The sequence below is a fragment of the Nocardia sp. CA-120079 genome, from assembly GCF_050955745.1.
Lineage (GTDB): Bacteria > Actinomycetota > Actinomycetes > Mycobacteriales > Mycobacteriaceae > Nocardia.
This window is the reverse complement of record NZ_CP192088.1, coordinates 4,232,300-4,252,924: the sequence shown is the minus strand read 5'-3', so window position 1 is coordinate 4,252,924 and position 20,625 is coordinate 4,232,300. Positions and strand designations below refer to the sequence as shown.

The following is a 20,625-nucleotide window of genomic DNA, read 5'->3' as shown; positions in this document are numbered from 1 at the left end:
GGATGAGCGCGGCCTGCCCCCGAACACCGCTACGCCTGCGGCACCGACTGCGGCCTCGGTGTCGCACCTGCGAGTATTCGAGACACGGTGTCGGCGACGGTGCCCGGTGATCACCATGTGTTCCCCAGCTTAGGTTTGCCTGAACATTCGGGCAATCCGATTGGAGCACAACATTATTGGGCCGCATGTGCATTGTGATCGATCCCAGGGCGGGTGCGCGAGGCCCGGCGGGGTGGATTCCGGCGAATATTGGGGTCATTCACATGGGTCCCGGCCGCCGGTTGGGCACGGACCCAACTTCGCAGTGAATGGTGGGCAACACGGGTGCGGCCTCGCATACTTGCGTTTATAGGGGTTTCCCGCCGACCCGAGCTGTTCGAACCGGCCGACGAGAAGTGCATGAGTTGGTTACCGACATCATCGATGTGGGCGCGGAATTCGCGATCGCCCGGCGAGCGTTCTGGGATCTGCTGCTCGAACCGCAGACCTATCCACGGTTATTCGCCGGCATCGGCGGCTGCGAACGCGTGGAATCCCGTACCGACAACGGCATTCTGGAGGTACGGGTCGGTACCCCGGAATCCGGAATCCGCACTCACCAGGTGCGGTTCCGGGTATGTCGCTGGTACGAGAGCTTCGAATTGGAGTGCCTCGGCACCGGCAGTTTCGCCTCGGTACGCCTGCGCGGTGACGAGGAGCGCACCAAAATCGTCATCACGCTGTTCGCACCGGGCCGGATGCATCCGCTGCTGCCAGAGCAGTCCAATGCCGCAGTGGTGGCGTGGGTCGCCAGCGGATTGCGGCACGCGGTCGACGTCATTCGCGGCGCACACACCTCGGTCGCGGTCAATGCCGAGAATTCACCGCTGCGGCGGCAGGTGGGGGTGGCCAAGCAGATCATGAGTACCGGTGTCGCGCGGCCCACCAACCCCGCAACCAGCATCAAACAGGTTCGCTCCCTGGCGAAATGGGGTTTCAATCTGGCGGGCGGGTACGCGGCGGGAGCCGCGCATTCGCCGGATCGGATCGCTGTCGTCGACGACTCGGGTACCCGCACCTTCGCTCAGATGCATGAACGCACGAATGCGCTGGCCGGAGCCATGGCCACCCTGGGGCTCGCGTCCGGTGACGCGGTGGGGTTGCTGTCGCGCAACCATGCGGGCATGGTCGAAACCATGGTCGCCGCCGGGAAACTCGGGGTCGACGTCGCGCTGTTGAATGCGGGGCTGTCCGGGCGGCGCATCGAGGAAATCGTGCAGCGCCACCGGCTTTCGGCGCTGTTCGTCGACGGTGATCTGGAACAACTGGTCCGCTATCTGCATACCGATCTGCCGCGGTTCAATACCGACGGTCGCCCGCCGGTGCCGGGGCGCTCCACCATCGACGACCTGATCGCCATGGGGCAGTATGAATTTCGCATCCCGGCACAGCCCGGCAGGCTGATCGTGCTGACCTCGGGAACCAGCGGCACACCGAAGGGTGCGCGTCGCCCCCATCCGAAGGGTTTCGGCACCATCGCCGCCCTGCTGTCGCGGATTCCGTTGACAATGGACGCCGCGATGCTCATCCCTGCCCCACTGTTCCACACGTGGGGCCTGGCCGGACTCCAGCTCAGTACGGCGCTGCGTGCGACAGTGGTGTTGCCGGAGCGGTTCGACGCGGAGGACTGTCTGCGCCTGGTCGCCGAACACCAGGTCGAGAGCATGATCGTGGTGCCGACGATGGTGAATCGCGTCCTCGATCTGCCCACCACCGTGCGTGCTCGCTACGACACATCCAGTCTGCGCACCGTGATCAGCTGCGGCGCACCGCTGGCCGGGGCGACCGTGCTTCGATTCATGGACACCTACGGCGAGATCCTCTACAACGTCTACGGTTCCACCGAGGTGTCCTGGGCCACCATCGCGACTCCCGACGATCTGCGCACCGCACCGACCACCGCGGGCCGACCGCCGCTCGGCACCAGGATCGCGGTGCTCGGTCCGGATCAGCGTCCGGTTCCGATCGGCGTCACCGGCCATATTTTCGTCGGCAACCACATGCTGTTCGACGGCTATGTCAATTCCGCGCCACCCGCCGAGGCCGACGGCATGCTCGACACCGGTGACCTCGGCTACCTCGATGTCGCGGGTCGAATGTTCATCGCCGGCCGCGATGACGAGATGATCATCTCGGGCGGTGAGAATGTGTTCCCGCGTCCGGTCGAAGAGGCCCTGGCGCACCTGCCGCAGGTCAGTGAGGTCGCTGTGGTCGGCGTGCCGGATACCGAGTTCGGGCAGCGTCTGGCTGCCTTCGTGGTGAAACGCGAAGGCGCGGGGCTGGATTCGGATATGATCCGGTCCTACATTCGCAATCGGCTCAGCCGTTTCTCCGTACCGCGCGATGTCACCTTCCTCAATGCACTCCCCCGCGGCGAAACCGGAAAGATTCTCAAGCGGCTGCTCATCGGATCCGAGCCTGGCGAACCGTCTCCACTGGGCACCACCGGCTCTGCCTGACCCTATGTGGGTTCCTGCGACGGTGCGGGCAACGCCAGAGTCGGCACCGCCATGGCGATGGCGATGACCGCGATGGCCATCAGCATGACAATGCTGCCGTGCAGAGTATGGGTGCGGAAGAACACGACGCTCAGCAGTGCGAGCCCGACCGCATTGCCGATCTGCTCGATGGTGGGCAGTTGCCCGGATGCTTCGGCCATTTGGCGCTGCTCCAAGCCCGCCAGCATCAGCGGTTGCACTTGCACACCGAACAGGCCGACCCCGAATCCGGCGATGAAGACCGGGCCGAGCGCCAACGCGAGATTCACCTCGCCCGCGGTGAGCCGCAGATATGCCGCGCCGATCGCCACGCAGCAGCCATACATCGCAATGCCGAATGCGAGGGCTCTTACCCCCCAACGCTTTACCAGCGACATCGAGGCAAGGGCGCCGGTGCCCGCGCCCAGTGCGAATGGTGTCATCGCCACACCGGTGCGCAGTGCGGACCAATGCAATTCGTCCTGCAGGGTGATCGATACAGTGAAGACGAATGCGGTGAACAGGCCGAAGAAACTCGCCACCAGCGCCGCACCGATCGCGAAGCCGCGATCGGCGAACAGATCCAGACGCACCAGCGGACTGCCGCCGCGCCGGACCAGCCGGCGCTCGTAGCCGAAGAACACCGCGCCCAGCGCGAAGGCCGCGGCGATAACGCCGAACGGCCGTGGCCGCCAACCATTCTGCTGAATATCCGCGAGAGCGGCGAGTAAGGCGAACAGGCTCACGGTGGACAATGCCACGCCGCCCAGGTCGAGGCGATCGCGTTCCAGCGGCCTGCCGAGGTGCAGATATTTGAAGCCGAGAACCAAGGCGAGCACACCGATGGGCAGGTTCATCAGGAATATCGAATGCCAACCGAGTCCGCCGATATCGGCGGTGACCAGCGCACCGCCTAGGATCGGCCCGAGCATGCCGGCGAATCCGGCGCTCGCACCGTAGAGCGCGAAGACCTGTTGATGTCGATTCGGTGGGAAGCTTGCGATGAGGATGGCAATGGTCTGTGCCGCCATCCCGGCACCCGCGACCCCCTGTCCAATCCTTGCGATTACCAATTCGATTGCGCTGGAGGATATCCCGCACCAGACCGAGGCCGCGGTGAACGCCGTGACCGATACCAGGAATACAGTGCGGCGGCCGAAGATCGCGCCGATGCGCGCCGCGGTCGGCAGGGTGCACGCGAAGGCCAGCGAATAGCCGGAGACAACCAGCACCTGCGCTGATTGCGCGGCCCGCAGGTCTGCGGTGAGATTCGGCAGTGCGGTGTTGACGATGGTCACGTCGATCATCTGCATGAATACCGCGATGAGGCAGCCGGTGAAGGCGAGCCACGCGCCGAATTCACCGCCCGCCCGCTCGTCGGATCGTTGTGCTCCGATCTCCGTCACCGCTGATCCTCCCGAACGCGGGCAATCGAACGCGCTGACGGTAACGAACAATCCGGTGGCTACCGAGGGTCGGCGACCAAGACTCCGTCAACACACAAGCCAACGATCACCCGTCTTGTGAACCAGCCCAAGTCGAGATGCACGCCTGGCCCTGATCACGCCGACAGGTCGGTCGACTCGGCTCGCGCCATCTTCACCAGCATGTCGTGCAACTCCTTCGCCAACTTCCCCGCCCGATCCCCGTGCAGCGCGACATCGGTGAACGCATCGAGCAGGGCGGGGCTCGGATCCAGCGGGTTGTAGGTGAGATCCGCACTGCCACGCAGTGATTCGGTGATCAGTCGGCGCTGCGCCTCGTGCCGGGCCCGAAAGTCCCCCGCGACATCGAGCGCACAACCGAACTCACGCACGACCGCTGCGTACACCGGCCTGTCGGCGTGGCGCCGCCGCCGCAACCACCTACGCGGCTGCGCACTCCCGGTGGCCGGGACCAAGGTCGCCAATGCACCGCCATCGAGCACCATCCAAATCGCCGACGCATCCGATTGCGGCAATGCCGGAGACGGCCCATGCGCAGCGGGCGCGCTATCGTTCGGGTCGGTAATCCGTATGCCGCGCAAGGCGATCGGATATCTGGTGAGCATGTCATCCACCGCTGCCGTCACCTCCCCGACAACATACTTATCGACATTCGGCCCATCGAACCCGACGATGTCCAGACCGTGCTGCGCCGCCAACTCGACAGCGGTCGTCGGCTTCGCCGAATCGACGGAACCCGCACGGGAGCACGGCATCTCGATGTCAGGATAGGTCGGAAGCCGTACCGCCTCGGACGTCTCGACATAGACCGGCAGCGGCACAGTCTCCGGCTTCAACTCCTCCGCAGGTGGCCACACCACCCCGGGCTCACCCATGTAGATCGGCAGCGGTACCGACTCGGGTTCTTGCCCGTAGACCGGCAACGGAACCGACCCCGGCTCTTGCCCATAGACCGGCAACGGAACCGACCCCGGCTCTTGCCCATAGACCGGCAACGGAACCGACCCCGGCTCTTGCCCATAGACCGGCAACGATGCCACGTCGGGCTGCTGAACGTCCGCCGGTACCGGCACTGCCTCCAGCCCCCGGACATCCGCCGGTAACGCCCCTTCCGCAGGCCCGGCAGAAACCGCTGACAACGGGACCATCTCGGGCGCTGCAAAATCCACCCGCGGGCGTGCCATCTCGGGCTCGGAGATATAGGCCGGTAGCGGCCGCGCCTCATGCTCCCGAACACCTGCTGGCAACGACACCGCCCCGGGTGCCTCGATTTCCACCGGCGCGCGTCCCGACTCGGGAACTGAAACGTCAGCTGGTAGCGGCACCTCATCCGCCCCACTGACGTCCACCCGAAGCGATATAGCCTCGGGTTCGCGAATATCCTGCGGCAGTACCTCCGCCGCTGGCTCCACGACATCAGCCTGCAACAACGCCGACCCCGGGTCCTGAACATCCGTCGGCAGCGCCCCCGCAGCCTCCACGACATCAGCCGACAACAACACCGACCCGAGGTCGTGAACATCCGTCGGCAGCGCCACCCCCGCAGCCTCCACGACATCAGCCTGCAACAACACCGACCCGGGGTCCTGAACATCCGTCGGCAGCGCCACCCCCGCAGCCTCCACAACACCAGCCGACAACAACACCGCCCCCGGGTCCTGAACATCCGTCGGCAGCGCCACCCCCGCGGGCTCGGCAGCATCCGCCCGGAACGGCACAGCCGCAGGTGCCTCGATGTCGTCCACCGGCGCGGGTATCGACTCGGGATCCGAAACGTCGACCGACACAGGTGGAGCCGGGCGTTCTGCGACCTTGATCGGTACAAGTTCCGCGATATCCATCGTCGGCGGCAGAGGATCCGACGGCCGAACATCACCGGCCGGCGAAACTACCTCCGGCGCTTGAACTTCCGCCGACGGTCGAATCGCCGCCGGGTTCGCGGTCTCGCCAAGCGGACCACTCGGTGCCGACACGGCTTCCGGTTCCCGGATATCTCCCGGTGACGCCGCGCCAGCGGACACCGACTCCACCAGGAATGGCACAGCCGCAGGTGCCTCGATGTCGTCCACTGGCGCGGGTATCGACTCGGGTTCCGAAACACCCACCAAAAGCGACAGAGTCTCGGGTTCGCGAACATCCTCCGGCAGTAGTGCCTCCGCCGCTGGCTCCGCAACCTCGGCCGGTAGCAGCGCCGGCTCGAACTCGCGATCATCTTCCGATAGCGCCTCCGCGACATCAGCCGGCGCCGGCACCTGGTCGGGCGCCCCGGCGTCCATCGGCGGGCGTGCCGTCTCGGGTTCCGAAATATCGGTCGGCCGCGGACCTGCTTGCGGCTCCCGAACGTCTGCCGGTAGCGCCGCGGGCTCGGCGGCATTCAGCAGCTGCGACGTTGGGTCCGGCTCGCCAACATCCACAGGCTGCGGTCGGGCCGTCACAGGTTCTCGGACATCGACGGGCAGAGGTGGAGTCGGGTGTGCCCCGACATCCACCGGCACTGCCACCGCGACGGGCTCGGCGACATTCGCCGACGGCGGCAGAGGATCTGGCTGCCGGATATTCACCGGTGGCGAAACTATCTTCGGCGCTTGGACATCCGTGGACGGTCGAATCGCTTCCGGGTCCGCGGTCTCACGCAGTGAACCAGTCGGTGCCGATACGGCGGGCTCGCGGCCCGTGTGGACCGCGGTGGGTTGTCGGGGCGGGGTTCGCTGGATTATCGGTGCGGCTGGGGCTGCGAGTGGGATCGGTTCCGGTGCAGGGGATGTGGGGGGTTCGGCGGGTGCTTTCGGTCTCGCCGGGCGCGGACGGACGGTGCGTTGCGACCACGGGGTGTCCACTGTCCGACGGGACCACGGAGTTGGTGCGGGCTCGCGCACGAGTGGGCGGTGCCGACTTGCTGTGGGTTGGTCTGTCGTCGGTCGACCTGAGGCGGTTTCCGACCGCATTGCCGCAGTTGCGAAATCCGTACGCACCGCAGCAGGCGGACCGTCCGAATGCACCGCAACAGGCGGAACATTCGAATGCACCGCAACAGGTGCGGCGACCGACTGCACCTCCACGGATGCCGCATCCGAATACACCTCCACGGATGCCGCATCCGAACGCGCCTCGTCGGACACCGCGACCGACTCCACCTCCGCGAATTCGATCGCGGCCTTCAGTTCGACGACGGTTCGGTTGGCTTCGGCGATGAGGCGCTCCAGCCTCGTCACCATCGCCCGCAGTTCGCCCGGATCGAACCGCGCCCGCTGCATCACCGAGGTCTCCTGCTGTGTCGTTACCGCGGTCAGGTGCAACCGGGTGTGCTGACCCGTAACCACGGTCCGATTCGTATGGACCCGAGTACGGACAGTGGCACAGTCAATTTTCACTCAGGTCGTCAAACCTCCCGAGAGTGGGAAGTGCACACCTTGCCCGGCTCGGGGGGTTCGGGCAGGGTTCATCGGTCGAACTCAGAGGGCGCCGCCACCTCCGATCAACCATGGGTTGAAGCTGCAGTCCAAATTCGAATGGTGCGCGGGATCCAGGGCCTCGAGCGCGATGGAAGCCGAACGCGGTGAATACATCATGGTCAGGTGGTCGGACAGATCCTGTTCGCAGCCGTCCTGCAGCGTGATGTTGTCGACCGCGGCATCCGGCCCGGCCTGCAGGAATGTCCAGTTATAGGGGTTGGTGACCTCGTCGTACCGCGACCCGACGACCGTGTAATCGACACCGGGCACGGTATCGCCGTTCGCGTTGAGCCGCGCATAGAACGAAGACCCCACCGCCTGTTCGATATTCGACAGCCCGACGATCGGTTCGTAGAAGCCGAGGATATTCACACCGAGGTTATTGATGGCCCGCCCCAGCAACGCGATGCCCATCAACGACGTGCCGTGGTGGGTGGCACCGAAAGTGACCAGCTTGCCGACCTTATCTGCGCCCCCGTCGAATTTCAGATACTGATTCGCCACCGTCCCACCCTGTGAATGGCCGACGATGTCGACCTTCTCCGCGCCCGTGGCGGCGCGCACCCGATCCACGAAATCCGCCAGCTGGCGAGAGGATTCGGCCATCGGACCGACCCCGTAGCGACCGGGGAGCACCGCCCCGATCCCACCGCCCTCCATCAGCCCCGATCGCCCGAAATTGAAGGCGAACACACAGAATCCCGCCCGCGCCAACTGCGGCGAGAGATAGGCAAAAGTGTCGAATGCGTTGAGCCAGGTCCCGTGCAGCAAAACCACCGGGTTCGGATGCTCGGCACTCGGCGTGCAGTCCCACCGGTTCGCACCCGCTGGCGCGACATCCGGGTGCGCGAGGCCGTACGCGAAAGCCGCGAGAGCCGTGGTCGTTTCGGGCCCCTCACCGACGGTATTGGAGGCGATGCTCTTCGCCCAGCCCGATCCACTTCCGGTATCCACGATGGCCTGTGGCTGTCGCCCGTCCGGAGCCGGGGCCAGTCCCGCGTTGATCTGTTCGACGAGGAATTGCTGATCGGATTCGGCGGGCTCCGCGCCCGCCGCACCGATTCCGAGCCCATGCGCCACGGACAGTCCAGCGATGAGGGCGGCACCCGCGAAGGCGCGACAGCCGCGTTGCTTCATTGCAAACATTTCGTACTTCCCATTCCGATCGGTTCCGCCCCACGCCGGTCGCTATGCCACAGGTCACAAATCGCACGAAATGTGATGGCCGCCATCGTGATTACGCGGTATTCGAAATCTAGAACGGTCATTAGCTGACGTCACTACACGCCATGACGAATAAAGTCCGCGCGGGTTTGTCGTCGATGACAAAGTTCTGGTTGATAAAACCGAAACGTTGAACGGGCCACTGTCGTCGGCAACAATCGGCGCATGGCAATCGCTACGACCTCGGCCATCCGAGACGCTCCATTGGTGACCCGGCTACTGACCCGATGGCCGCAGATCTCCGAGCGCATGCTCGCCGAGGGCCTCGGCGCGACGCCGCCCGCGACCGATCTGCCCGAGGGCCATTTCACCGCGGAGGTGCTGCCCGCCATCTATGCCTGCGGCCGCGCCGTACTGCACGCCATCGGCGAAGACCGCGAATTCACCGGAGCCGAGGTCGCGACCTTCGTGGCACCGGTCGCCGAGCGGCATGCCGAAGACCGCTTTCCGCTGTCGATCCTGATCGAAGCAATCCACGGTTCGGCGCAATCGGTGCTCGCCGAGGCCGCCGCACTCGCGACGCCCGAAGAAATGGCCGACCTGGTCCAGGTCGGCTCCCGCCTGCTCGATCTGCTCAAGCACATCAATATCATCGTCGTCGAGACCTACACGGCGGTCGAGCAATCCATCTACAACGCCGAGCGGGAAGCCCGCCGCGAACTGTGCTCGGCACTACTGCGCGGCCAACCCGCCGATGAACAGGCCGCCCGCGCCGACACCCCGCTCAGCGACCGCTACACGGTGCTCGGTATCCATATCGATTCCGACGACCAGCCCACCTCCGTCGCCGATCTACTGGCCCGGCGACGGATACGGATCCTGCACCGCACCCTGGACACGATCAGCAACGGCACCGCCCTGGTAACTTTCGACGGGTCCACCGGAATCGCCCTGCTCCCAAGGTATTCCGAGGAACCAGAGTCGACCCGTTACGCCGCGCTGGCGGCCGAGCTCGCCGAACAATTCGGCGCGTCGGCACATCTGGCCGAATGCCCGGCGGTCCCGCGCGCCGAACTGCCCGATGCCGCCGCGGAAGTCGCCGAACTCGCAACGCTCGCACGCCTGCTCGGCCGCCCGACCGGAACCTACCGACTCGATGATCTGCTGCTCGAATACCAACTCACCCGACCGGGCCACGCCCGCGACCGGCTGGCCGAGCGGATCACGCCACTGCTGAGCAACCCCCATCTTCTGGAGGCGTTGGAGGCACACCTGCGCTACGGCTCCGACCGCAAAGCCGCGGCGGCACGACTTCATGTGCACCCCAACACCTTCAGCTATCGACTGCGCCGCATCGCCGAACTCACCGGTGTCGATCCCGCCGATCCGAACAACTCACGCCTGCTCGCCGCATCACTCACGATCCAGCGCACACACCAGCCGCCCGAACCGCGACGGTAGGCCGCTCAGGCGCCGATGCGGGCGACCGTTTCGGCGACTCGCTCGAGGTGATCGGTCATCGCCGCACGCGCGGCTTCCGGCGCACCGGCCTCGATGGCCCGCACGATGGCCTCGTGCTCGCGGTCGGAATCGGTGCGGCGGTCCTGAGTCAGGTTCAAGAACTCCGATTGCAGATCCAACGCGCGGCGGGTGTCGGCGACCATGGCGGTCAGCATCGTATTGCCGCTCGCGGCCGCGATTGCGGTATGCAATTCGCCGTCGTAGCGCACCCATTCGTGTGCGTCCGGGGCCGCCGCCAGTTTGTCCAGGATCTCGAACAGCTGCCGCACCTGTTCCGGCGTGCGGCGCTCGGCGGCGAATCCGGCGGCCGGTATTTCGACGAGCCTGCGCGCCTCGATCAGATCACCGGCACCGACACCCGCGAAGGTCGGCTGGGTATCGGCGTTCTTGGAGACGATGAAAGTGCCTCGGCCGGTGTGGGTTTCGGTGAGTCCGAGGATGGCGCAGGCATGTAGCGCCTCGCGGACCACCGGCCGACTCACCCCGAACTGCTTGGCCAGCGCCAACTCCGCCGGCAGCCGATCGCCCACCGCGTAATCCTCGCTCTGGATGAGGCTCTTCAGCCGACGAAAGACCGCTTCGGTGGCGCCGATGCGCTGCACGTACCCTTCCTCGACCGTCACGCGACCAAGTATGGCATTGACAGCCGCTGTGACCCCCATTACAGTCAACCTGTCTTACAGCCTGACAGCCTTACTTCTTCGGGGCTGGATCCGGCCCACGGAAGGTTTTCGATGCAACATCACGACCAACAGTCGACCGCCGCCACCACGCCCGCACCGCGGATCGATATCGGGGACCTCGGCTACCAGAAACGGCTACGCAAGCGCCATATGCAGATGATCGCGATCGGCGGATCGATCGGCACCGGGTTGTTCCTCGGCGCCAGCGGTCGGATGTCGCTCGCCGGACCGTCCCTCGCCCTCGTCTACATCGTGTGCGGAATCTTCACGTTCATGGTCGTACGCGCACTCGGCGAACTGGTGATGTACCGGCCTTCGTCCGGGGCGTTCGTGTCCTATGCCCGCGAATTCCTCGGTGAGCGCGGCGCGTATTCGGTGGGCTGGCTGTACTTCCTGAACTGGTCGACGACCCTCGTCGCCGACATCACGGCGGTCGCGCTCTACGCGCATTTCTGGTCGTTCTTCGTGCCCGTGCCGCAGTGGGTGCTGGCGCTCATCGCTCTGACGGTCGTCGTCGCGCTCAATGTGATGTCGGTGCGACTGTTCGGCGAGCTCGAATTCTGGTTCGCCCTGGTCAAGGTCGGGACCATCGTCGTATTCATGGTGCTGGCCATCGGATTCATCGTCACCGGCACTTCGGTCGGCGGGCACGACCCCGGCATCTCGACGATCACCGATCACGGCGGACTGTTCCCCCGCGGCCTTGCGCCCATGCTCACCATCGCCCTCGGTGTGGTGTTCGCCTTCGGCGGCACCGAGATGATCGGCGTCGCAGCGGGTGAAGCAGACAATCCTCGGCTCGTGGTGCCGCGCGCGGTGAACTCCATCATGTGGCGGATCATCCTGTTCTACGCGGGCTCGGTCGTCCTGTTCACACTGCTGCTGCCGTGGACGGCCTACTCCCCCAGTCAAAGTCCGTTCGTCACGGTGATGAGTTCGATCGGCATCCCGCACGCCGCCGACGTCATGAATCTGGTGGTGCTCACCGCCGCGATGTCGAGCCTGAATGCCGGTCTCTACGCGACCGGTCGCACCCTGCGATCGATGGCGGTGGCCGGTACCGCACCACGTTTCGCCCAGCGCATGAACCGCAATGGCGCACCGTACGGCGGCATTCTGATCACGAGCGTGGTCGGTATCGCGGGCGTGGTGCTCAATCTGGTCATGCCGCAAAAGGCCTTCGAGATCGTGCTGAATCTGGCCGGACTCGGCATCGTCGGCACCTGGGCATCGATCATGATCTGCCACTGGATCTTCGTGCGCCGAGCCGAGCAGGGGCGATACCGCAGGCCCGCCTTCCGGCTGCCCTTCGCACCGGTGCTCAATATCCTCACCCTCGGCTTCCTACTCGCCGTCATTCTGCTGATGTTCTTCGACGACGAGATCGGGCGCATCACGCTGGCGGCATTCCTGCTGGTCGTCGCGGCGATGGTGGTGGGTTGGTTCCGAGTGCGAGGTCGACTGGATCCGGACGTGCTCGCTCCGATGCCGGAAGCCGGAGCGGAGCACTCGTGACTTCGATCGCGACGGTGCCGCACCGCCTTTCGCAGATCAGTGTCGACATCCTCTACACCGGTGGCACATTCGGGATGGCCGACCACGGTGACGGACTGCGGCCTCGCCGAGGACTCGGCAGCGAAATCGCAGACACCATTGCACGATTCGAGTGCGAGTACGGCATCGCGGTTCGGTTCGACTACACCGAACTCGAGCAGGTCATCGATAGTGCCGACGCCGGGCCCGATACCGGCTGCCGGATCGCCGCACGCGTCCGCTCCGGTATAGCGGAGCGGCAACCGGATGGAGTCGTCGTTGTGCACGGCACCGATACGATGGCTTATGTAGGCGCTCGGATGGCATTCGAGCTGCGCGATATCGAGGTGCCCGTCGTGCTGACAGGAGCGCAGATCCCGCTAGGCCTGCCCGGTAGCGACGCGCGGAGCAACCTGACGCTTGCGCTGAACAGCATTGCCACCCATACCGTTCCGGGAACGTCAATCGCCTTCGGCGAGTCGCTGCATCCGGCCGTGCGGGCCAGTAAACGCGCCTGCGATGACTACGACGGATTCACCACGGTCCGGGAATGCACACCGCCGCCCGCACCACCGCGACTGCCCGAGCCGCGACCACGCAGCGACAGCCCACCCGTCGGCCTGTTCACCGTCTTTCCCGGAATGCATCCGGACCTCCTCGATACGGCACTGCGCCACTACCAGGACGGGCTGGTACTCGAGTGCTACGGCACAGGCACGCTGCCACTGCACGGTTCGGCAACGGTCGAGGCGATCCGCGCGGCCACCGCTCGGGGAACGCCGGTAGTCGTCATCACCCACTGTGACAGCGGCACAGTCGATCTCGACCGCTACCAACCGGGCCGGGCCATGCGCGCTGCCGGTGCCATCGGTGGCGGCGATATGACCAGGGAGGCCGCACTCGCGAAGCTCGGCTACCTGGTCGACCTCGGCCTGTCCGGTAGCGAGCTGCGCCGGTGGATGACGACGAACCTGCTCGGCGAACTCTCGAATCACCCCGCGACACAGCCGCTCCCGCACACATCCAACTGAACAGGAATTCGATGACCGAAAGCACTCGTACCGAACGCGATTCCCTCGGCACCCGCGCGGTGCCGCGCGAGGCCTACTGGGGCGTCCACACCGCCCGTGCGCTGGACAATTTCGCCATTACGGGCGACCGCATCGGCAATTACCCGGCCCTGATCACCGCGCTCGCCGCGGTCAAACAGGCCGCCTGCCGCGCCAACCGGGACCTCGGCCTGCTCGATTCGCGCCGTGCCGACGTTATCGACGCGACCTGCGACGAGATCCGCGGTGGTGCACTGCACGACCAGTTCCCCATCGATCCCATCCAGGGCGGGGCCGGTACCTCGACGAATATGAATGCCAATGAGGTCATCGCCAACCGGGCGCTGGAGTTGCTCGGCCACGAACGCGGCAGCTACACCGAACTGGACCCGCTCGACCATGTGAATCTGGGCCAGTCCACCAACGACGTCTACCCGACCGCGGTGAAACTCGCCATCGTGCACCACATCCACGATCTGGTCGCCGCACTCGGTCGGCTGGCGGTCGAATTCGACAGCAAGGCAATCGAATTCGCCGACATCATCAAGATGGGCCGCACCCAGCTCCAGGATGCCGTACCCATGACGCTCGGGCAGGAGTTCGGCACCTTCGCGATCATGGTGCGCGAGGACTGCGCCCGCCTCGACGAGGGCACCGCACTGCTGCGCGAATGCAATCTCGGTGGCACCGCGATCGGCACCGGGATCAACGGCCACCCGGATTATCCGGCGCTGGCCTGCACCCATCTCGCCGAAATCACTCGGATTCCGGTGACCTCGGCCACCGACCTCATCGAAGCCACCCAGGACTGCGGCGCGTTCGTACAGGTCTCCGGCATCATCAAGCGCGTCGCGGTCAAACTGTCCAAGATCTGCAACGACCTGCGGCTCATGTCCTCGGGACCGACGACCGGTCTGGGTGAAATCTCGCTTCCCCCAATGCAAGCCGGATCATCGATCATGCCAGGCAAGGTCAATCCGGTTATCCCGGAGGTCGTCAATCAGGTCGCATTCGCGGCTGTGGGCAATGATATGACCGTCACCATGGCCGCCGAGGCGGGCCAGCTCCAGCTCAACGCCTTCGAGCCGATCATCGCCTACAGCCTGCTCCGCACCACCGCCCACCTCACCGCCGCCATCGAGGCCCTGGCAACCAGATGCGTCGCTGGCATCACCCCGCACCGCGACCATCTGGAACAGGGTGTCCGCAGCTCCATCGGCATCGTCACCGCCCTCACTCCCCACATCGGCTATGCCGCCAGCGCCCGAATCGCCAAGCAGGCCTTGCACACCGGCCGCCCCGTCGAGGAAGTCGCCATCGAACTCGGTCTGCTGCCCGCCGCAACCGTGAAATCCCTACTCGCGCCGCACCGACTCGCCGGACTGCCGGCCCCGGCGACCGAACCCGCTGCGGCGCAGTAGTTACCGCGGTCGCGCTCCACTGCGACACGGTGCTTTATGCCTCGGTCGTCGGGCGGCCTCGTGCATCGACGTGCACGCATCGGCTTCGAACACGCCGAACACGCCAACGTCGGCGTGGCGACATAGATCTGCGGGCCGGTTGGGCTAGCATGGCAGCGCTGTGCGACGTGGCGGCGTTTGCGCAGCGAACGGGGAAGGAACCTGCCCGGCGGCACACTGTGTCGCCGGGCAGGTCGAAAACTTCTCGTGTGTGGCCCCGGTGCCGATCCCAGAGGCCAAGGCGCGCACTGAATCGCCGCATTCCTTGTGAGTGTCGCTGCACGGTAGTCGACCTTCTCGCCCCGATGGTGCCTTGCTCCACGCGATGAAGTTCGCTCGATGCTCGCCGACGAATTGCTGGACATCGCGGGCCTTTCCGTGCACGACGCCGCCAGCAGGGCTCGCGTATCACGACGCAGCAGAGTCCAGCCGCGACCACCGGCGGCGCAACAGTGCTCAGCTCGGCGAACGCCGTGGAAAGTCGGCGGTCGGCAACACACTCACGAAAGGTGCTGCGAGAACCGGTATTCGGACAAATCGGAGGGTGCTGGTCCCAGCCGGAAGCACTGTCGGGCACGTGCGAGAATCGTCCGCGATGATCACCTATCTCGAAGCGACTGTCATCGGTGCGGTGCAGGGGGTCACCGAGCTGTTTCCGATCTCCAGCCTCGGTCACTCCGTGCTGATCGCCGCATGGGTGGGCGGTGATTGGCGGAAGTTGTTGGTCCAGAACGAGTCCGGCGCGGGCAATCCCTACCTGGCGTTCGTGGTCGCGTTACACGTGGCGACAGCGGTGGCGTTGCTCGGGTATTACTGGCGCGACTGGAGCGCGATAATCGCCGGTTTCGTCATGACGCTGCGCACCCGGCGGCTGGATACCGTTCCGCAGCGAATGGCTTGGCTGATCGTGATCGCCTCTACGCCGGTCGCCATCCTCGGGCCGCTGCTCGTCCATCCACTGCACGCTTTGTTCGAGGGGCCCATCGATGCGGCCATCTTCCTGACTCTCAATGGCGTGGTGTTGGTGATCGGTGAGGGGCTGCGCCGGCGCAATGAGCCGACGCTGGCGGAATACGGGCGACGTTTCGCCCTCACCGCCGCATCGCATCCGGCCCGCCAATCCGACCGGCCGCTGGCCGCCCTCGGGACGCGCGACGCCGTAGGCATCGGATTCGCGCAAGCCGGCGCCCTGCTGACCGGGTTCAGCCGCGCGGGTCTGACCATGGTCGGGGGATTGTGGCGCGGTCTCGAACACACCCACGCGGCCAAATTCGCCTTCCTGCTTGCCACTCCGGCAATCCTGGGCGCCGGGATCGTGGAATTACCGGAACTGTTCGGACCGGAGACCGACGGCATCCGCGGGCCGATACTCGTCGGCGCCATCGTGTCCGGGGCGTCGTCCTGGCTGGCCGTGCGCTATCTGGAGCGGCACTTCCAAACTCGCACCCTGCTACCGTTCGCAACGTACTCACTGATCGTCGGACTGCTCTCGATCGTCCACTTCAGCTGAATCCATCTTCGACAAACAGGGTTTCGTGCTCAGATGACAACACCGGACTATGACGAATTCGGACTGTTCGCCGAGAATGCGGCCGAGGCCGGGCTGCCCTGGTCCGGTCCGCCCCTGGTGCAACGGTTCTCGATCGACATCGGCTCCGGTCGCCACATCAGTGGTCTGCGCTGGGGTGCGGGCGAGCCGGAGTTGGTGCTCTTGCACGGTGGCGCGCAGAACGCGCACACCTGGGACACCGTGGCGCTGGCGCTGAACCGCCCACTCGTCGCACTGGATCTGCCCGGCCACGGCCATTCCGACTGGTGGCCCGACCATCTGTACACACCGCACCGGCTGGCCAATGCGGTCGCCACTGCCGTGGACTACGTCGCGGCACAGGCGAAGGCGGTTGTCGGTATGTCCCTCGGTGGACTGACCGCAGTGCGACTGGCCGCGCGCCGCCCGGACCTGGTGCGCCGCCTGATCATCGTCGACGTCACCCCGGGCACCGGCGACAACCCGAACAAGACCGCGGCGATAGTCGCATTCGTCAACGGCCCCACCGATTTCGGATCCTTCGACGAGATCCTGGAGCGCACCGTCGCGCACAATCCGAGCCGCTCGGTCCAGTCGCTGCGGCGCGGAGTCCTACACAACGCACGCCCGCGCGACGACGGCCGCTGGATCTGGCGCTACGACCGACTCCGCCCCACCGCCGACGGGTCGGTCGACTTCAGCCCACTGTGGGACGACGTATCCGCCGTACAAGCACCACTACTGCTCGTACGCGGCGCACGATCACCAGTTGTCGACAACGCCGACGTCGCGGAGTTGCGCCGCCGCCGCCCCGGCGCCCAGGTCGCGGTCGTCGACGGCGCCGGGCACTCGGTCCAGGGCGATCGCCCCCTCGAACTCGCAGCGCTCATCCGCGACTTCGTCTTTCCCACTGAATGATCGCGTATTACTTCGGTGCGTTCGGATTGAACTTATTGGTGAAGAACTTCGACGGCTCGAAGGAGCCGGTGATCCCGCCGGTATCCCGCAACCAACTCTCCCAGCGCAGGAAATCGGTGTCGGCGATTACCCCGCTGGGGGCGGGCACCCCGACCGACTGCCAGAACTTCACCGACGAAGCATCCTCGCCCGGACGTTGCCGCTTCTCGATGATCTGAGCGAACCTGGCGATGACTTCATCACGCGGTGTGGTCTTCTGCCATTCGATCGCCTTGGCGACTCCACTCACGAATGCCTCGACACTGGCCGGGTTCTTAGCGAGGAAGTCATTGCGAAAGACGTATTGACCGCCGTTGAACGGACCGAATTCCTCGTAGTCGGTGAACACCGCACGGAGACCACCGTTCGCGATTGCCCGCTGCTGGAACTGTCCACTCAAGGCGGCGACGTCGACCTGTCCACGCCGGAGGGCGTCCTCGGTATTCGGCGGCGGCAAGACCACCAACTGAACCGATCTGATCTGTTCCTCGTCGAAACCGCTCTTCTTCAGCGCGTCGTGGATATCCGCCTCGGACTGGCCACCCAGCGTGTTCACGCCGATCTTCTTGTTCAGCAGGTCTTTCGGCGTCGTGATCGGGCTGTTCCCGGAAACGTAGAACCCCGTGAACGTCTTGTCGTCGGAGCCGTAGTAGTTCAGCACCGCGGTAATCGGCGCACCAGCGTTGGCCAGCTTCGCCACCGCACCGCCGAAAGCGCCCCCGAAGTCGACCTGACCGGTAGCCGCCGACTGGATATCCTGTGGACCACTGATGGTGTTTCCCTGCCAGTCCAGTTTCACCTTGCCTTCGAAAAGGCCGAGATCCTCGGCGAGTTCGGGAATCGTGACCTGCGAGGCCCAGCCTTGATAGCGAAAGAGCGGGACGCCACCGGATTTACGAACATCGCCACCGCCACAGGCGCTCAACGCCATTGCGACGGTTACGGCAACTATCGCGCCTATGAAGAGCCTGCTACGCACTCGCGCACTCATTGTGCGGCCACCTTTCGGTCGATCCGGTTGGGCCAGGGAATGTAGACGGGGATATATCGACCCATGACGACGGCGCCGAGCGCCGACACGGCGCCGATGGTCAGGACCGCGACAGCCAGTGGACCGACCGCCGCCAATCCGCTGATCGCCATCGGACCGGCGAAAAAGCCACCGTCATGGGTGAGCCGCCACGCGGCAAGGAATTCGGCACGGGTTGCCGCAGGGGCGATATCGGCGCCGATGGTCATGATGACGCCGTTACCGATCCCGTTGCCGATCCCCATGACCACCGCGACGACGCCGAGAGTGAGTGCCGAATCGGTCAGCGGCACAGCGAAATACGTGAGGGCCAGGATGGTGAGCGACGGCACGGCGATGAATCGTCTGCCGTACCGGTCCATCAGATGGCCCGCCGGATACGCGCACAGCACATCCAGACCGGCCCCGATGCCGAAGATCAGACTGGCCGTGGCGGCGGTGGTGCCGAGGTGATCGGCCCACAACGGCAGCACGGCTTCCCGCGACGAACGCGCGGCACCCATCAGCAACGAACCCGCGCCCAGTGTCAGCAACAGTTTGCGATGAGCTCTGCCGACGCCGAGTAAGGACAGCGACGGTTGCCGGATGGTCCCGACGGCCGAGGTCCGCGGGTCCGGAAGCCGGGCCATCAGCCATCCGGCCACCGCTATCGCAATCAATTGGACGACGAATCCGCCGCGTGTGCCGATTACCGTGATCGCGGCGGCACCGAGAAATGGACCGACGAAGAAACCGAACCGCATGGAACCGCCGAATAGCGCCATTGCCCGCGCTCTGCGTTCGAATGGCACGGCCTCCGACAAATAGCTCATCCGGGCCAGGCCCCATATCGCGTTCGACAGCCCGACGATAACCAGGCCCCCGCACAAGATCGGCACCGTGGTCGCGAGCACGCACAATAGGACACCGATGACGCCCGCAGTGCTCGCGCCGATGATCGATACCCGCTCACCGAGCCGGGATACGACCTGACCAGCGGGAATGTCTCCGAATATCTGTCCGAGCCCGACCAGCGCGACACAGAATCCGGCTACCGCAACCGATGCGCCCAAGTCGAGCGCGGTCAATATCATGACCGGCGCCGCGGCCCCCATACCGATCCCGTACGCCGCCGCGGGTACATAAACGGTGAATAGCAGCGGCCGCAGCGAGCTCAGTTCAACCGATATCTCATCTTGTCGGCAGGTCGTCATATTTTTCGATAACCCGCATTTCTCTCGGTGGACGACACTCCGGAATACCGACTACGCCGGGCGAATATCTCGACTCACCTTGCGGACGCACGCGGAAATAAGCAACACCTTTTCCACATCGTGAAAATCAGGGTGATTCGAATTCGCCCGGCCCGGTCGGGAATGTCGTCGCCGCCGATACCGCTACCGGCGTAGCGCCGATCGGGTGAACGCCGTGTTCAACCGCTTCAGGAAGGGGTTGACCGGCCGGGTCTCGCGGAGTGCCTCGGTGAGGAGGGCGATGGGTTCGGCGCAGGTGTCGTAGCGGGCGCTCGGATCCTTTGCGAGCGAACGGTGCACGATCGAGTCGACCTCGGGTGGGATCCAGTGTCGGCGGGCGGAGATATCGGGGGGCGGATCGTGCAGGTGGGCCTGCGCGGTGGCCATGAGATTTCCGCGGGGGAACGGCGGGCGGCCGGTGAGCAGCTCGATGGCGGTGGAGATCAGTGCGTACTGGTCCGTCGCCGGGCATACAGCGCCCGCCTGCAGCAGCTCGGGTGCGGCGTATGGCACCGAGACGACGACGAAACCATTTGTGGCCAGGGGCGGTTCGGGCCGGTGCAGCCATCGGGCCTGGTCGAAATCCGAAAGTTTCACCGTCGCAGGGTCGTCCGTGCCCACCAAGAGATTCGCCGGTTTGACGTCGAGATGCACGATGTCGTTGGCGTGCACGAAATCCAAACCCGCCGCGACCCGAGTGAGCACGTGCAGCACCCGCCGCAGGTCCGGCTGCCGGTGCGGCATCGGCACCAATATCGCACCTGTTGTGCCTGCCACGTACTCGTGCGCCGACCACAGCCTGCCGTCGGTTTCGCCGTGGGTGTACATCCGCACGATATTGGGATGCCGCAGCACGGACAGGATGTCGAATTCGTGCACGAATCGCGCACGCGCCTCGGATGACCGGCTGTCCTCGGGACCCAGAATCTTCAGCGATACCGGCCGCGCCCGTTCCGGATCCTCGGCCAGATACACATCACTGCTACCGCCATGACCAAGCCGAGCCTGCACAACGAATCCAGCAAACCGGTCATTCGGTTCCAGTACCACCGCCA

Annotated in this window: 14 protein-coding genes; 7 read left to right on the top strand and 7 right to left on the bottom strand. The window is 65.3% G+C overall.

Annotated elements, in window-relative coordinates; all coding sequences use genetic code 11:
* Positions 1-404: 404 nt before the first annotated feature.
* Entirely contained in the window at positions 405-2,498 is a 2,094-nt protein-coding gene (locus tag ACQPYR_RS19265) for an AMP-binding protein (RefSeq protein WP_433634094.1), read from the top strand.
* A gap of 2 nt (positions 2,499-2,500) precedes the next feature.
* On the opposite strand, the gene ACQPYR_RS19260 is transcribed toward ACQPYR_RS19265, so the two are convergent.
* The 3 genes from ACQPYR_RS19260 to ACQPYR_RS19250 all read right to left on the bottom strand — a co-directional run bounded on the left by ACQPYR_RS19260 (position 2,501) and on the right by ACQPYR_RS19250 (position 8,559).
* Positions 2,501-3,922 (bottom strand): MFS transporter, encoded by a 1,422-nt coding sequence (locus tag ACQPYR_RS19260; RefSeq protein WP_433634092.1) that lies wholly within the window; start codon positions 3,920-3,922, stop codon positions 2,501-2,503.
* Between the two features lie 155 nt (positions 3,923-4,077).
* Positions 4,078-5,748, bottom strand: a complete 1,671-nt coding sequence (locus tag ACQPYR_RS19255; protein ID WP_433634090.1) for a hypothetical protein — start codon at positions 5,746-5,748, stop codon at positions 4,078-4,080.
* Positions 5,749-7,413: 1,665 nt separating this feature from the next.
* Positions 7,414-8,559 (bottom strand): esterase/lipase family protein, encoded by a 1,146-nt coding sequence (locus tag ACQPYR_RS19250; RefSeq protein WP_433634088.1) that lies wholly within the window; start codon positions 8,557-8,559, stop codon positions 7,414-7,416.
* 243 nt (positions 8,560-8,802) lie between these two features.
* On the opposite strand from ACQPYR_RS19250, the gene ACQPYR_RS19245 reads away from it, so the two are divergent.
* Positions 8,803-10,038, top strand: a complete 1,236-nt coding sequence (locus tag ACQPYR_RS19245; protein ID WP_433634086.1) for a PucR family transcriptional regulator — start codon at positions 8,803-8,805, stop codon at positions 10,036-10,038.
* Between the two features lie 5 nt (positions 10,039-10,043).
* Here the strand turns inward: ACQPYR_RS19245 and ACQPYR_RS19240 are convergent, their stop codons facing one another.
* Complete coding sequence (locus tag ACQPYR_RS19240; RefSeq protein WP_433634084.1) at positions 10,044-10,721, bottom strand: FadR/GntR family transcriptional regulator; 678 nt, start codon at positions 10,719-10,721, stop codon at positions 10,044-10,046.
* 111 nt (positions 10,722-10,832) lie between these two features.
* Between ACQPYR_RS19240 and ACQPYR_RS19235 the strand changes: the two genes are divergently transcribed.
* The 5 genes from ACQPYR_RS19235 to ACQPYR_RS19215 all read left to right on the top strand — a co-directional run bounded on the left by ACQPYR_RS19235 (position 10,833) and on the right by ACQPYR_RS19215 (position 17,269).
* A complete protein-coding gene (locus ACQPYR_RS19235) occupies positions 10,833-12,296 on the top strand; it encodes an amino acid permease (RefSeq protein ID WP_433634082.1) in 1,464 nt (487 codons plus the stop codon).
* Entirely contained in the window at positions 12,293-13,345 is a 1,053-nt protein-coding gene (locus ACQPYR_RS19230) for an asparaginase domain-containing protein (protein WP_433634080.1), read from the top strand. The genes ACQPYR_RS19235 and ACQPYR_RS19230 overlap by 4 nt, the downstream gene beginning before the upstream one ends.
* Positions 13,346-13,356: 11 nt before the next feature.
* Entirely contained in the window at positions 13,357-14,784 is a 1,428-nt protein-coding gene (locus tag ACQPYR_RS19225) for an aspartate ammonia-lyase (RefSeq protein WP_433634078.1), read from the top strand.
* Between the two features lie 634 nt (positions 14,785-15,418).
* Positions 15,419-16,333, top strand: coding sequence for an undecaprenyl-diphosphate phosphatase (locus ACQPYR_RS19220; protein WP_433635185.1), 915 nt, complete (start codon positions 15,419-15,421; stop codon positions 16,331-16,333).
* A gap of 33 nt (positions 16,334-16,366) precedes the next feature.
* Positions 16,367-17,269, top strand: a complete 903-nt coding sequence (locus ACQPYR_RS19215) for an alpha/beta fold hydrolase (protein ID WP_433634076.1) — start codon at positions 16,367-16,369, stop codon at positions 17,267-17,269.
* 7 nt (positions 17,270-17,276) lie between these two features.
* Here the strand turns inward: ACQPYR_RS19215 and ACQPYR_RS19210 are convergent, their stop codons facing one another.
* The 3 genes from ACQPYR_RS19210 to ACQPYR_RS19200 all read right to left on the bottom strand — a co-directional run bounded on the left by ACQPYR_RS19210 (position 17,277) and on the right by ACQPYR_RS19200 (position 20,581).
* Positions 17,277-18,299 (bottom strand): ABC transporter substrate-binding protein, encoded by a 1,023-nt coding sequence (locus tag ACQPYR_RS19210; protein WP_433634074.1) that lies wholly within the window; start codon positions 18,297-18,299, stop codon positions 17,277-17,279.
* Positions 18,296-19,531, bottom strand: a complete 1,236-nt coding sequence (locus tag ACQPYR_RS19205) for an MFS transporter (RefSeq protein ID WP_433634072.1) — start codon at positions 19,529-19,531, stop codon at positions 18,296-18,298. Before ACQPYR_RS19205 ends, ACQPYR_RS19210 begins: the two co-directional genes overlap by 4 nt.
* A 183-nt stretch (positions 19,532-19,714) precedes the next feature.
* Positions 19,715-20,581, bottom strand: coding sequence for a serine/threonine-protein kinase (locus ACQPYR_RS19200; RefSeq protein WP_433634070.1), 867 nt, complete (start codon positions 20,579-20,581; stop codon positions 19,715-19,717).
* Between the last annotated feature and the right edge of the window lie 44 nt (positions 20,582-20,625).

Coding starts and splice junctions, on each gene's coding strand:
- ACQPYR_RS19205 (WP_433634072.1), bottom strand. CDS start 19,531: ATGACGACCTGCCGACAAGATGAGATATCGGTTGAACTGAGCTCGCTG.
- ACQPYR_RS19225 (WP_433634078.1), top strand. CDS start 13,357: ATGACCGAAAGCACTCGTACCGAACGCGATTCCCTCGGCACCCGCGCG.
- ACQPYR_RS19210 (WP_433634074.1), bottom strand. CDS start 18,299: ATGAGTGCGCGAGTGCGTAGCAGGCTCTTCATAGGCGCGATAGTTGCC.
- ACQPYR_RS19220 (WP_433635185.1), top strand. CDS start 15,419: ATGATCACCTATCTCGAAGCGACTGTCATCGGTGCGGTGCAGGGGGTC.
- ACQPYR_RS19245 (WP_433634086.1), top strand. CDS start 8,803: ATGGCAATCGCTACGACCTCGGCCATCCGAGACGCTCCATTGGTGACC.
- ACQPYR_RS19250 (WP_433634088.1), bottom strand. CDS start 8,559: ATGTTTGCAATGAAGCAACGCGGCTGTCGCGCCTTCGCGGGTGCCGCC.
- ACQPYR_RS19215 (WP_433634076.1), top strand. CDS start 16,367: ATGACAACACCGGACTATGACGAATTCGGACTGTTCGCCGAGAATGCG.
- ACQPYR_RS19235 (WP_433634082.1), top strand. CDS start 10,833: ATGCAACATCACGACCAACAGTCGACCGCCGCCACCACGCCCGCACCG.